The 12318-nt window shown below is 53.7% G+C and carries 15 protein-coding genes; 8 read left to right on the forward strand and 7 right to left on the reverse strand.

Annotated features, from left to right (window positions below; all coding sequences use genetic code 11):
• On the reverse strand, window positions 1-88 hold an 88-nt coding region (locus JK231_RS22330; RefSeq protein WP_150060159.1), incomplete at its 3' end, for a transposase.
• A 37-nt stretch (window positions 89-125) separates the two neighbouring features.
• Between JK231_RS22330 and JK231_RS22335 the strand changes: the two genes are divergently transcribed.
• The 5 genes from JK231_RS22335 (at window position 126) to JK231_RS22355 (ending at window position 3382) form a co-directional block, all read left to right on the forward strand.
• On the forward strand, window positions 126-998 hold the full coding sequence (locus JK231_RS22335) for a bifunctional helix-turn-helix transcriptional regulator/GNAT family N-acetyltransferase (RefSeq protein ID WP_349291531.1): 873 nt from the start codon (window positions 126-128) through the stop codon (window positions 996-998).
• A gap of 208 nt (window positions 999-1206) precedes the next feature.
• On the forward strand, window positions 1207-1431 hold the full coding sequence (locus JK231_RS22340; RefSeq protein ID WP_097117809.1) for a hypothetical protein: 225 nt from the start codon (window positions 1207-1209) through the stop codon (window positions 1429-1431).
• A gap of 145 nt (window positions 1432-1576) precedes the next feature.
• Window positions 1577-2140 carry a fasciclin domain-containing protein gene (locus tag JK231_RS22345; protein ID WP_097117810.1) on the forward strand — a complete coding sequence of 188 codons (564 nt, stop codon included), beginning with the start codon at window positions 1577-1579 and terminating at the stop codon, window positions 2138-2140.
• A 43-nt stretch (window positions 2141-2183) separates the two neighbouring features.
• Entirely contained in the window at window positions 2184-2738 is a 555-nt protein-coding gene (locus tag JK231_RS22350) for a sigma-70 family RNA polymerase sigma factor (protein ID WP_097117941.1), read from the forward strand.
• Complete coding sequence (locus tag JK231_RS22355) at window positions 2735-3382, forward strand: anti-sigma factor (protein ID WP_211729563.1); 648 nt, start codon at window positions 2735-2737, stop codon at window positions 3380-3382. Before JK231_RS22350 ends, JK231_RS22355 begins: the two co-directional genes overlap by 4 nt.
• A gap of 8 nt (window positions 3383-3390) precedes the next feature.
• Here JK231_RS22355 and JK231_RS22360 read toward each other — a convergent pair whose 3' ends face one another.
• From JK231_RS22360 to JK231_RS22380, 5 genes are all read right to left on the reverse strand, one after another.
• A complete protein-coding gene (locus JK231_RS22360; protein WP_097117812.1) occupies window positions 3391-3705 on the reverse strand; it encodes a YicS family protein in 315 nt (104 codons plus the stop codon).
• 163 nt (window positions 3706-3868) lie between these two features.
• The gene (locus JK231_RS22365; protein WP_097117813.1) at window positions 3869-4573 is read right to left on the reverse strand and encodes a YafY family protein; all 705 of its coding nucleotides are present in this window, start codon (window positions 4571-4573) and stop codon (window positions 3869-3871) included.
• A gap of 171 nt (window positions 4574-4744) precedes the next feature.
• Entirely contained in the window at window positions 4745-6061 is a 1317-nt protein-coding gene (locus JK231_RS22370) for an MmgE/PrpD family protein (RefSeq protein ID WP_211729564.1), read from the reverse strand.
• Window positions 6058-7206 carry an amidohydrolase gene (locus JK231_RS22375; protein WP_097117815.1) on the reverse strand — a complete coding sequence of 383 codons (1149 nt, stop codon included), beginning with the start codon at window positions 7204-7206 and terminating at the stop codon, window positions 6058-6060. The genes JK231_RS22370 and JK231_RS22375 overlap by 4 nt, the downstream gene beginning before the upstream one ends.
• On the reverse strand, window positions 7206-7748 hold the full coding sequence (locus tag JK231_RS22380) for a GNAT family N-acetyltransferase (RefSeq protein WP_211729565.1): 543 nt from the start codon (window positions 7746-7748) through the stop codon (window positions 7206-7208). The genes JK231_RS22375 and JK231_RS22380 overlap by 1 nt, the downstream gene beginning before the upstream one ends.
• A gap of 329 nt (window positions 7749-8077) precedes the next feature.
• On the opposite strand from JK231_RS22380, the gene JK231_RS22385 reads away from it, so the two are divergent.
• From JK231_RS22385 to JK231_RS22395, 3 genes are read left to right on the forward strand one after another with little or no spacing between them, the layout of a single operon-like run.
• Window positions 8078-9148 carry an iron-containing alcohol dehydrogenase family protein gene (locus tag JK231_RS22385; protein ID WP_211729566.1) on the forward strand — a complete coding sequence of 357 codons (1071 nt, stop codon included), beginning with the start codon at window positions 8078-8080 and terminating at the stop codon, window positions 9146-9148.
• 31 nt (window positions 9149-9179) lie between these two features.
• Entirely contained in the window at window positions 9180-10478 is a 1299-nt protein-coding gene (locus JK231_RS22390) for an LLM class flavin-dependent oxidoreductase (RefSeq protein WP_211729567.1), read from the forward strand.
• A gap of 18 nt (window positions 10479-10496) precedes the next feature.
• On the forward strand, window positions 10497-11696 hold the full coding sequence (locus JK231_RS22395; RefSeq protein WP_211729568.1) for an aminotransferase class I/II-fold pyridoxal phosphate-dependent enzyme: 1200 nt from the start codon (window positions 10497-10499) through the stop codon (window positions 11694-11696).
• A 52-nt stretch (window positions 11697-11748) separates the two neighbouring features.
• Here JK231_RS22395 and JK231_RS22400 read toward each other — a convergent pair whose 3' ends face one another.
• Window positions 11749-12150 carry an H-NS family nucleoid-associated regulatory protein gene (locus JK231_RS22400; protein WP_097117820.1) on the reverse strand — a complete coding sequence of 134 codons (402 nt, stop codon included), beginning with the start codon at window positions 12148-12150 and terminating at the stop codon, window positions 11749-11751.
• Window positions 12151-12318: the final 168 nt, after the last annotated feature.

The raw sequence follows: 12318 nt of genomic DNA on the forward strand, positions 1-12318 counted from the left end.
TTGCAACGCTGGAAACAGAATGGCCACGATCAACAACCTGTTTGACTGCTTCAATTTTAAACTCTTCTGGATAACGCTTACCGCTCATGGGCACCTCTCTTTAAGCCATCTTAAATGACTCTGAGGTGTCTGTTAAACCCATAGCGATTCATCCCTCAGCCGTTCACGCCATGCTTGAAGTTGAACTTCATGGCTCAATGACAGCGGCTCAACTGGTGCAGATTTTAGGGCTGGAGAAGTCCAGCGTCAGCCGCATGCTCGCTAAACTCGTTGAAGCCGGAGAACTTGAAGAAAGTCCATGTTCAGAAGACGCGAGGACCAAGCGACTGAGCCTCACCGGGAAGGGTAAAGATATCGTGCAGAGCATCAATGCTTACGCTGACCAACGAGTAGCAGCAGCGCTCAGAAAACTCGATCCCTTTACTCAGGACGCTATATCACAGGGCCTATCGTCATACGCCAGCGCGTTGAAAGCCTGTCGGGAAAACACCGCAGGGCAAGTGCAAAATAACGTCAAGATAGTCTCGGGTTATCATGCAGGTATGATTGGTCGTATTACAGAAATGCATGGCAGCTTTTACGCCAGAGAGCATCACTTCGGCCATTTCTTTGAAGCGAAGGTTGCTGCCGGTCTGGCTGATTTTGCGTTGCGACTGGAAAAACCCTGTAATCAGATTTGGCTGGCAATGTTGAATGAACGCATTGTCGGGTCAGTTGCCATTGACGGTGAAGATCTGGGAAATAATGAGGCGCATCTGCGCTGGTTCATCCTTGACGACGGGTGTCGTGGTAGCGGATTGGGCAGAAAACTGATTTCAGAAGCGACGAGATTTTGTGATGAACAGAAATTCGCTTCAATACAGTTATGGACGTTTAATCAACTTACCGCGGCCAGACGATTGTACGAATCATTTGGATTTGAATTGTCAAAAGAATGGGAGGGCGATCAGTGGGGAAGCCCCCTTACTGAGCAACAGTTCAGCAGAAAAATCGTTTAGGCATGCTGGATTATCGACACAGTTTTGACAGTTTTTTTCTGGATGGGTTACCAGCGAATATCTCTTTGCCAAAATTACCGCTGTAGGACGTGCTCGCTTTAACAGCATCTGTCAGGAGCATTACGTGAACTTTTAGTCGCGCTCGCGCTCAATATCCTGATAATGCACGCAGGATTAATTATTTGAACGCGGTAAACGGAGAGATGAAATGGTCAATGACTACTTTGCACCACCCCCAATGGGTATGACGCCAGAACAACACAAGCGAACCATCGCTGTGGCGGCCGCTTTAGCGGTGGCGAAGGAATCCGTCAGCGCTTCAACCTCTGCCAGCGGTTCAAAAGCGTCGTGGGATCTTCAGGCGGTAGCGAATGAAATTTCTAATCTGGCTGATGCCATTCAGGACGCCCTGGAACCTGAAGACGAGATGTAAAGCCAGCGAACCCTCACATGACGGTGTTTTAAACCGTTTTGTGAGGGGCGAAATTTTTTTATTTTTCTCTGCATCCAGTTGGCCCCCTCCTTACGTATATCCCGTTGTGAGCAAATTCTTCGCTCCCCTACAACGAGGATTTATGATGAAAAAGCTAATCACCACCGCAGTCATCTCTGGCGCGCTGATGTTCTCCGCCACGACTTTCGCAGCCATGAACTCTGATTCTGTCATGGTTGGCGGTGCCGCTATGTATCCGCAGAAAAACATCATTGAAAATGCACTCAATTCTAAAGATCACACTACGTTAGTGGCCGCAGTGAAGGCAGCAGGTTTAGTGGAAACACTCGAAGGAAAAGGGCCTTTCACTGTGTTCGCGCCAACCAACGCCGCGTTTGCGAAATTGCCTGCTGGCACCGTGGATAATTTGGTAAAACCAGAAAACAAAGCCAAATTGACCAGCATCCTGACCTACCATGTCGTGGCCGGTAAATACGATATGAAAGCGCTGGAGATGAAAATTAAACAAGGTGGCGGTCATGCGGAACTGAAAACCGTTAACGGTCAGCCTTTATGGATTATGAGCAACGGTCCTCACAATATTCAGTTGAAAGATGGCATGGGTAATGTGGCCAATATCAGCACTTATGATGTGAACCAGAAAAATGGTGTGATCGACGTCATCGACACCGTCCTGATGCCTAAGTAATTGTCTATACTCGGAAGGCATTTCAATGCCTTCCGGGAAAAACATGGATAACGTTTTGGCTCAACAGCAGGTGAAATTATTGCGGGCGATTGCGCAAGGCGATCGCCCGGCATTTGAACAACTGTATCGACTCACTTCTCCGCATTTGTTTGCAGTTGCATTACGCACTTTACGCCAGCCAGCCTGGGCAGAAGAAGTGCTGCATGATTGCTTCCTCACCATCTGGAACCGAGCCGACAGCTATGATGCCGCACTCAGTGCCCCCATGACATGGATGACGCATATTGTGCGTAACCGCTGTATCGACTGGTTGCGCAGTGGGCAGGCGCGTGAAGCGCTGGCGTCAGAGGAATACAGTGACAGTACTCAGGAAACGGATGCTGATAATACAGAGCAGCCATTTGATGATTCGCAGGCGGCCCGTTTACAACATTGCTTGCAGCACCTTAGCAGTGAGCAACGGCAAAGTGTGACGCTGGCTTACTATCAGGGGATGTCGCACAGCGATATTGCCGCCTGGTTACAACAGCCGGTAGGGTCAGTGAAAAGTTGGATCCGTCGTGCGATGGAGCATCTTCGGGAGTGCGTGGGCCTATGAACAACAACAAGCAACATGATGACGCGCTCGCGGCCGAATATGCATTGGGAACACTGCGCGGCAATGCCCGTTTGCGCTTTGAACGGCGGCTACAGCAGGAACCTGAACTCGCCGCGAGAGTCGCCAGCTGGCAGACGATGTTAACCGGATTAGATACGCACTTGCGGCCTCAAACACCGCCTGAACGCGTCTGGAAAAAGATCACGTTAAGCCTGCCGGCTAAAACTCCGGTTAAACGCGCCAATCCTTACCTGGGTTGGCTGGTTGCTGCGGGTCTGGCGGCCATTACGCTGGTCTCTTATTACAACTATCGCCCGGAAGAATTCGCACCGCTGATTATTCTCGGTGATGCGCAGCAGCAGGGGCAGTGGGTGGTGAGCCGAAGTAGCGATAGCCGCTATCTGCAACTCGCGCCGCTGAAACCCGTTGCCATTGCGACAGCTAACAGTCTGCAGCTATGGCTGATCCCTGCCGGCAAACAGCCGGTTTCATTAGGGCTGCTGGCAAACAATTCAGCCACTCGGATCGAGATGGATCAAAAAACGCTGGCAGCAGGGACAACGATTGCGATCAGTCTTGAACCTCAAGGCGGTTCGCCAACGGGGTTGCCAACGGGGCCGGTTTTGTACAGTGGCTTACTCTAGCGCGGCCTCTACTTTTTTGCTGGCGAGAACATCGCCAGTTTTGGGCAGCTCACCTGTTCAATATGCTGGTGGTAGCCAGACTGATCCTTCTTCTTCAGGGCATCAGCGGCGTTCACAATCGCATCGTGATTCTCTGAGCTATTCAGAAACACCTGCTTAATGCGTTCATTCGGTATCTCTTGCGCCAGATGGCAGTGCGCGCGCAGATCGGTGATGATCTGCTGCTCTCGTAATGCGTAGGACAGGTTGCTGTAGGGTGACTTAGCCACAGAAATAAATGAAACCATGACCAGCAATGAGCAAGAGCCAATTTTCCAGAACATAGTGCCTCCGTTGAGGGTGCTGAGGCTTTAGCAGTGTGCTAAAGCTGCGGCGATGCTATGCATTGAAGCGTGGTCTATGATCAGTGGTTTCGAAAGTTTTTTTCATGGTTATCAGAGATAGCGCAAAACAAAATGAAATACTGCTCGTTGTGGGCTTTAAATATCATGCCTCACGATAGCCATTCTGTTCCCGCAACTGGTGGTAATCCTTCCAGCGCTTAAGTAATTGAAAACGCGTTCCAGGATACACCTCATCACTCGCCTGAATTTCTTCAATACGATCAACGCGGAAGTTGCGAAAATCCTGGCGCAACTCACACCAGCCGCACAGTAAGCGGACGCGATCGAAATAGCCCAGCACCACCGGCCAAATCACCCGGGTTGAAGTGGCGTCTTTCAGATCTTTGTATCGTAAGGTGATCTTGTTGCGCGTATGGATTGCCTGGCGAATTTCGGGCAGATGAGTTTCAAACAGCACTTCACCACGTGTGGCAACCAGCAGCGATTGATGATCGAGCGCGTGAGATAAATGTTCCGGCAATACGGCGTGGATTTTAGCCAGCGCATGTTGTGCGGCAGATTTCAATTCGGCATCGGTATGGCGACTGACCCAGTCCAACCCCAACGCCAGCGCATCGAGTTCATGGCGCGAGAACATCAGCGGCGGGAGATGGCCATCTGATTTCAACAAATAACCTAAACCCGCGCTGCCCTCGATTTCCACGCCTTGCTGCTGCAAGCTGATAATGTCGCGATAGACGGTGCGCACACTTACGCTGAGTTGCTCCGCAAGATGCTGCGCAGTCACCGGATAGCGGTGACAACGTAACAATTGTACAAGCTCCATCAGTCGCTGGGTTTTGGTCATGGTGTGTGCCTAAGCTAAGAGTCTGGCAGTCAGGAGCAGTCCAGCCGCACGCACCAGAGTTGACTCCAGCGCAAGTGCGGCGACCTGTAGATTAATACGGCACTCGTCATCCCGATAGACGCAACTTCGTCTGTAATGTGGTGAACTAAAAGCGCTGCAACGGACGTGATATTAAACGCGTAATAACTGCTGCAGCACTGCCAGATCAGCGGTTGTCTGCAATGCGCTGCTTTGCAGCACCTGTTGCCGTCGCTCGCCCGATTCCTGACGCAGTGCCAGACGCAATTTACCTTCAACGACCACACCATCGGCCAGCGATTGCTGACGGGTGCGTCGCTGTTGCAGCCGAGTGCCATCGCGCAAGGTAAGAGTGACCAGATGAAAACGTAATGCGGGATTAATGGCATCTGGCGGTGCGGTGTCGTCAGGTTCTCGTCTCACTTTCGCTGCCAGTGGCATCACAGCATGATTAAGATCGCCTTCCGCAAAATCTTCCAGCCGCAGATCGTTATAAATCAGCATTGCGGCAATCACGTATTCCAGACTGAAACGCGCTTCAATCCCATTGGTGGGCGATGTGACGGAAGCGGCAATATCGCCCCCTGGCGGGAAAGCTACGCTGATATCGGTGATGTTATCCAGCAGCGCTTCCAGCGAATTGCCGTTGGCTAACCAGCCATCACGCAGAATGCGCGCGGCTTCCGCTGCGCTATGCGTTCCGGCGCAGGTCGGGAAGGGTTTGTACTCCAGACCCGGCGTCACGATGCGCCACGGCTTGCCCCAATGCGCGACCAATTTTTCAGGTTGAGCTGCGCCGTTGCTGCTGGCCGCAATGAAAGCCTCAACCACGCCATCCTGTTTGCCATCGAAACCGGCCAGCGTCAGCTGGGCTGCAGTAACCGCACGTTCCGCCGCTAAACCCGCGTGGAGCGGTTTGACAGCGGATCCGAACTGCGCACGCAGCCCGCTGGCCTGGGTGGTGGCGATACCGATTAGCGTGGCAGTTGCGCTGACCTCCAGTTTCAGTAAACGCGCCAGTGCTGCTGCTGCGGCAATGGTGCCCAGCGTCGCGGTATTGTGATGACCTAACGCATAATGCTGCTGGCTGGCGGCCAACCCAAGCCGTCCGGCCATTTCCACACCGATGGCGTAAGCATCAAGGAAATCATCAATCGCTGCCGCCTGTTGCTGCTGCCAGGCAAACAGCGCAGGCAAAATCACCACGCTGGGATGACCGCGAAAATCAGCGTGGAAATCATCGTAATCCAGCGCGTGAGCGGCATAACCAAGCAGCAACGCCTGAGAACGTGGGCCGCCGTCGCCATAAACGGTTCGTAGTGCCGGCAAGCCGCTATCCGGCACCTGGCCTTGCAGCACCGGCCAGCTGACAGCGAGAAAATCCTTTACCCCTTCGCGCGCGGCTTCACGTGCAGCGGCATCGGGTTGGCTATGGACGATAAGTTCAGCGAGGGCAGCGGTGATACTCATTGTGGCGCCACACTGTTCAGTGCCGCGACGGCGAGATTGGCCAGGTAACGTGAGGTCGGCAGCAGCACATCATCGTTAATACGAAATGCCGGATGATGCAGCGCATAAGGTTCACCGGTGCCAATCATCATAAAGGCACCTGGCAACTGTTGTTGATAGAAAGCAAAATCTTCACCAATCGGGCTGGCCTCTACCACGCGCGCTTCAAAGCCGCTGGCCGCTGCCTGTTGCAGCGCGAAATCGGCCCAGTGTGCATCATTCACCACCGACGGTGGACCTGCGTGCCAGTTGAACTCAACGTTGGCAGCAAAGGCCGCGCCAATTCCCTGCACGATCTCGCGGAAGCGTTGCTCCAGTCGCTCGCGCGTCTCCTGTGAGAATGAACGCACCGTGCCTTCCAGCCACGCGCTGTCCGGGATGACGTTCCAGGTACTGCCGCTGTGAATCTGAGTGATCGATACCACTGCATTGTCGCCGGAAGGCGCATTACGGCTGATCAGCGTTTGCGCCGCAGAAACAATTTGCGCGGCGATCACAATCGGATCGTTGCCCTGATGCGGTTTCGCAGCGTGGCTACCGGTGCCGATGATCTTGATATCAAAGCGGTCGACGGCGGCGGTCAGTGGGCCGGCTTTGCTGCCAATCACGCCCGGTGGTAATGAAGGATCGTTATGAATGCCGAAAATAGTTATCGCATCCTGCAGTGCGCCGGTAGCAATCACATCCGGCGCGCCCTGGCCGGTCTCTTCGGCGGCCTGGAACAGAATACGTACGCGGCCCGATAAATTCGCTTCCTGCTGTTTCAGCAGAATCGCCGCGCCTAAGGCTGCGGAACTGTGGAAGTCGTGGCCGCACGCGTGCATCACCCCCGGACGTTCTGAACGGAACGTGACATCAGACTGCTCTTCAATAGGCAGTGCATCAATGTCGGAACGCAGCACGATCAATGGCCCAACAACAGGACCTATCTCAGCCACCAATCCGGTTTTCAGCGGAAGTTCCAACACGCGAATCTGGTGCTGATCCAGTTGCTGGCGAATACGCGCGGTGGTTTTAAACTCTTCATTGGAGAGTTCTGGAAAACGGTGTAACTCATGGCGGAAGGCAATCAAATGTTGACCCAATGCGCTCTCATCAAAACTCATTATTTGCTTCCTTGTTGTTCGGCCTGACGTGTCATCCACGCATCATGCGCGCTGTCATCCAGCACTTTCTTCATATATTGGGTGATGTGGCCTTTGCCGAGATCGGTGGTATGCATCAACTGGAAGCCGCGTTTTTTATACATCTCGATTAGCCACGGATGGCTGGTGGCGGTGCCCAGTGATACCGCAGGTGCGCGCAGTTTGCCTAGCAGGATCTCGTGTTCCAGCCGGTCCTGTACCTGGCGGCCATACTGTTTGCCGGGATAATCGGGATGGGCACCGAACCAGCCAATATGCGGCAGACCAAACGGGCCTGGCAGCGGCCCCCACGGATAGCGCACGGTGACTGAGGAAACCATCACACCTTCCGCGTAGAGCGCATAAACGCCGTGGCTTTGCATGTGACGCAGCGTCTTTTCACGGTCTGCTGTGGCGGCATCAAATTTGATGCCCAGTGCCAGCGTCGGCGCATAGGCGGCGTGCATCAGCGCCTGATAGGTTTCAACCTCATCTTCTCTAACCTGACGAAATTCAAGTGACATAACTATCCCCGGAAAAACCGCCTGGAAGCGGTAAATTGAATGCAGATTGAGCAGCGCATAGCGGTTGAAAAAGCGCAATTTAAAGTGCTAATTCAAAATACCCAGCGTGCTAAGCAACTCAGAATATCAGTAATGCCTTGTGCTTCTATATGTGAAAAATGACTAAGCTAATGCGAATTTGTGAAAATGAAATGGCGGCTTTTCCATTGCTTATATCGCGATTTACCGTAGTATGCATAAATTACATAGCGCTATAACTATTTCGCATTAACCCCATGAAATAAAATAACTTTTCTCGTTATAGCCTTATTCTTAATCAGGGTGACGACGTGTTAGCGATCAAATCTCCGCGTGCTTATGCACATGAAGCTGGCCTGCGTAAGCGTGCTGGTGAATTTATCAAACCTTATGCCACACATATCCGCATTTTCACTTCTCCCCATGCCTGGCAAGCGGTTAACCCGGAATTAAGCCAGAGTTTAGAAACCAACGGTATCCGCTGGGAGTTGGAGTATCTGCACGGTGAATGCACCGATGCCGTGATCGAAGCGCTCAAAACCAACGTTGAGCAACAGCAAGCAGAACTGCTGTTTGCCGTGGGCGGTGGGCGCGTACTGGATGCCGCTAAAGCGGTGGGTAGCCAGTTACCGGATCTGAAGGTGATTAACTTCGCTACTTTGGCGGCGACCTGCGCTGCATGGTCACCGGTTGCCATCATTTATAACGAGCAGGGCGGCCACGTGCGCAGCCAGCCGCTGGGGAAAATGCCGGAGCTGGTGCTGGTGGACAGTGAAGTGATCGCCTGCAGCGATGTGCGCTATCTCAAAGCGGGTATTGTCGATGCGCTGGCGAAGTACTACGAATTTGCCCCTTACCTGCGCAGTAACCCGCACGATCTGGCGCTCGATCTCAAAGTAATGACGGCGCAACGAGCGCTGGATGTTTATCGCCAACTGGGTGAAGCCGCCGTCAGCGCCAATGAAAAACAGCAAGTCACGCCGGAGTTGGTGAAGGTGATTGATGCCAACATCGTACTGGCAGGCCTGGCCAACAGCGTGCGCGATCAACTTTCCACCCCCGGCTTTGCTCATGCGATTCATAACCGTCTCACTCACCAGCCCGAGCTGCATCATTGGCTGCACGGCGAGAAGGTTGGCTACAGCCTGCTGGTGCAATCGCTGATTGAACACGATGGCGTGCCGGATGCGGAACTGCTGGCGTTGCTGCGTCAGTATGCGATGCCACTGACGCTGGCGCCGTTGACTGGCGACCGCGCGGCGGCGATACGCACGATTGCGGAACAAATTAAATTCCCGGCGGCCAGCGCTGAACGTCTGCCGTTCCGCATTCATGCGGATGCGTTAGAACAGGCGCTGCTGGCAACCGAAAACCGTTTCTAACTTTTACTCTTTTATCGACCAGGACAACTTCATGGCTACTGCACAACCACAACGCATCCGCTTGGGCCTCTTCGTACAACCCGTAGGGCAGCACGTCAGCGGCTGGCGTCTCACGGAAAAACTCGGCGATCCCACTGACATTGACTGGCTGATCACCATCGCACAAAAAGCCGAAGCGGGTAAATTCGATCTGTTCTTTGTCGGTGATGCGCTGGCGACCAGCATGTACCGTCTGCCATCGACCATGGCGCGCCTTGAGCCGCTGACCATGCTGTCGGCGCTGGCGGTGAACACCAAACGCATTGGTCTGGCGGCCACCGCGTCCACCACCTTTAGCGATCCATTCACCATGGCGCGCAGCTTCTCGTCGCTGGATCACATCAGCCGTGGTCGCGCAGCGTGGAACGTGGTGACGTCGTTCTCCACCGACGTGGCGCGTAACTTTAGCCGCAGCGATATGCCAAACCACGCCGAGCGCTATGCACGTGCACGTGAGTTCCTCGAAGTGACCAACAAGCTGTGGGAAGGTTGGGAAGCGGGGGCGGTACAACCGAACAAAGAGACCGGTGAATACTTCGTTAATGACAAAATTAAGTCGATTGATCATGACGGCGAGCACTTCCAGGTACAGGGTCCGCTGAACATCACGCGTTCTCCGCAGGGACGTCCGGTGATCATCGAAGCCGGTTCATCTGCAGACGGTCAAAAACTGGCGGCCGAAACCGCCGAAGTGATCTTCACCGCTGCCGCCAGTCTGGAAGAGGCGCAAACCTTCTACCGCTCGCAGAAAGATCAGGTGATTGCCGCCGGGCGTAATCCGGATCATGTGGTGATCATGCCGGGCGTGATGCCGATTGTCGGACGTACCCGTGAAGAAGCCAAAGCTCTGTGGAAAGAGCTGAACACGCTAGTGGATATCGAAAACGGTCTGCGTCAGCTGTCGCTGCGTTTCAGCATGGATCTGAGCCAGTATCCGCTGGATGGTCCGGTTCCTGAAGTGCCGCTCGGCGAAGGTAACCAGAGCCGCGTCAAATTAATGACGGATATGGCGAAGCGCGAAAACCTGACCTTGCGTGAGCTGGCCGCCGTGGCAGCCGGTTCGCGTGGCCATCGCGTGATTGTCGGCACCGCAGAAGACATCGCCGATGACTTTGAGCTGTGGCTGAAAGAGGGCGGAGCCGATGGTTTCAACATCATGCCTGCCATCATGTCAGAGCAACTGGATCTGTTCGTCGAGCTGGTGATCCCGGAACTGCGTCGCCGTGGTCTGTTCCGCGATGATTACGAATTCGCCACGCTGCGCGAGAACCTCGGTTTGCCCGCGCTGTAAACCATTTAGGAGCTGAACATGGTCACCTTATCAAAGCGTGTGCAGTCTGTGTCGCTCTCTGCCAATGCCGCGGCGCGTCAGTTGACGCGCCAGCTGAAAGAGCAGGGCGTGGATATTCTGGATCTCACCACCGGTGAGCCGGATTTTGATACGCCACAGCACATCCGTGATGCTGCCGTTGAAGCTATGAATAATGGTGAGACGCGCTATACGCCGACCAATGGCACCACGCCGCTGCGTAAAGCGGTGCAGGCCAAACTGGCACGTGAAAATCAGCTGGATTATGCGTTGGGGCAGATTTGTATCGCCAACGGGGCGAAGCAGATCATCTTCAACGCCTTCGCTGCCACCTTGAATGACGGCGATGAGGTGATTGTGCCGGTGCCATACTGGCCGACGTTCCCGGATAGCGTGCGTTTTAACGGCGGCGAAGCTGTGCTGCTGGAGTGCCCGCTGGAGCAAGAGTACAAGCTGCAGCCGCTGCAGCTGGCGCAAGCGATCACCGACAAAACCCGCTGGCTGGTGCTGAATAATCCCGGCAATCCATCCGGTGCGGTGTATAACGCCGCAGAATTAACTGCACTGGCGGCGGTGCTACGTGACCATCCAAACGTATGGATCATGCTGGATGAACTGTATGAACACATTCTGTTTGATGGACGTGAACACGTCAGCTTGTTGCAGGTAGCGCCAGATTTAGCCGAGCGCATTCTGCTGGTGGGCGGCGTATCGAAAACCTATGCCATGACCGGCTGGCGCATCGGCTTTGGTGCCGGTCCGCAAGCGCTGATTGATGCCATGGTGGTGGTGCAGTCGCAGAACAGTTCTGGTGCCAGCGCCATCAGTCAGGCGGCAGCGGTAGCGGCGCTGAACGGCGGCCTGGATTTCCTGCCACCGCAACGTGCGGCCTATCAGGCGCGTCGCGATGCGATTATGGCGCAGCTAAGCCCGGTTGAAGGCATTGAGGTGCTGAATCCCGAAGGGGCGTTCTTTATCTTCTGTCGCTGTGCTGGCCTGTTGGGCAAATCGCGTGCTGATGGACGTACGCTGGAAAGCGAACAGGATGTGCTGAATTATCTGCTGGAGAGCGGCGTATCTGGCGTAGCGGGCAGTGCGTATGGCTTGTCACCGTATTTCCGTTTGTCGATTGCCACGGATATTGAAAGCGTGCGCGAAGCCGGAAAACGCATTGCGGCAGCCTGTGCAGTGTTGAAATAGGGATTTAATCGGTCGCCAGGAATGGCGACCCTACAATATCCATGCGGATCGTTTAAATCAGAAACTCATCCATCGAACCGCCCGCATCTAATACGGATTTGATCGGTGAAGGTGTACGACCCTGACCAGTCCAGAATTTTTCCTGACCGTTTTCGTCGGTGAACTTATATTTCGCCGGACGTGGAGCGCGTTTCGCTTTCGGTTTGGTTTCGCTCTGGTTTAATTTCGTTAATTCACTAATATCGATGCCATCATTCAGCAGCATCTCTTTATACAGCGCCAGTTTTTCTTCTTTTTCGCGCTGAGCGGCATTATTCGCTTCCGCTTCTTCACGGCGTTCTGCAACCACCACGGCGAACTTTTCCAGCATTTCGTCTAATACCGCAATCTCAACATCACGCGCATGGGCACGCAGCGTACGAAGATTGTTCAATGCTTTGAGTGCATCGCTCATGAATAAACCCTTATAACTTATATAACGAATATGAAAGGGGGCATTCTACGTTAATTTTAATCAAATGAAAATATTACCTATAATGCAGAATTGTCCGGAAAATAAGCTTTCAGCAGAGTGGTGTCAATATCGAACAATAAGACATAAAGCAGATATTTCACTCAAGCC

The organism is Pantoea sp. JGM49 (genome assembly GCF_018257655.1).
Taxonomy (GTDB): Bacteria; Pseudomonadota; Gammaproteobacteria; order Enterobacterales; family Enterobacteriaceae; genus Pantoea; species Pantoea communis.

What these genes read in the sequence shown, in the direction of transcription:
- JK231_RS22340 (WP_097117809.1), top strand. Translation starts at nt 1,207, where the DNA reads ATGGTCAATGACTACTTTGCACCACCCCCAATGGGTATGACGCCAGAA.
- JK231_RS22395 (WP_211729568.1), top strand. Translation starts at nt 10,497, where the DNA reads ATGGTCACCTTATCAAAGCGTGTGCAGTCTGTGTCGCTCTCTGCCAAT.
- JK231_RS22370 (WP_211729564.1), bottom strand. Translation starts at nt 6,061, where the DNA reads ATGAGTATCACCGCTGCCCTCGCTGAACTTATCGTCCATAGCCAACCC.
- JK231_RS22375 (WP_097117815.1), bottom strand. Translation starts at nt 7,206, where the DNA reads ATGAGTTTTGATGAGAGCGCATTGGGTCAACATTTGATTGCCTTCCGC.
- JK231_RS22380 (WP_211729565.1), bottom strand. Translation starts at nt 7,748, where the DNA reads ATGTCACTTGAATTTCGTCAGGTTAGAGAAGATGAGGTTGAAACCTAT.
- JK231_RS22400 (WP_097117820.1), bottom strand. Translation starts at nt 12,150, where the DNA reads ATGAGCGATGCACTCAAAGCATTGAACAATCTTCGTACGCTGCGTGCC.
- JK231_RS22345 (WP_097117810.1), top strand. Translation starts at nt 1,577, where the DNA reads ATGAAAAAGCTAATCACCACCGCAGTCATCTCTGGCGCGCTGATGTTC.
- JK231_RS22350 (WP_097117941.1), top strand. Translation starts at nt 2,184, where the DNA reads ATGGATAACGTTTTGGCTCAACAGCAGGTGAAATTATTGCGGGCGATT.
- JK231_RS22360 (WP_097117812.1), bottom strand. Translation starts at nt 3,705, where the DNA reads ATGTTCTGGAAAATTGGCTCTTGCTCATTGCTGGTCATGGTTTCATTT.
- JK231_RS22365 (WP_097117813.1), bottom strand. Translation starts at nt 4,573, where the DNA reads ATGACCAAAACCCAGCGACTGATGGAGCTTGTACAATTGTTACGTTGT.
- JK231_RS22355 (WP_211729563.1), top strand. Translation starts at nt 2,735, where the DNA reads ATGAACAACAACAAGCAACATGATGACGCGCTCGCGGCCGAATATGCA.
- JK231_RS22390 (WP_211729567.1), top strand. Translation starts at nt 9,180, where the DNA reads ATGGCTACTGCACAACCACAACGCATCCGCTTGGGCCTCTTCGTACAA.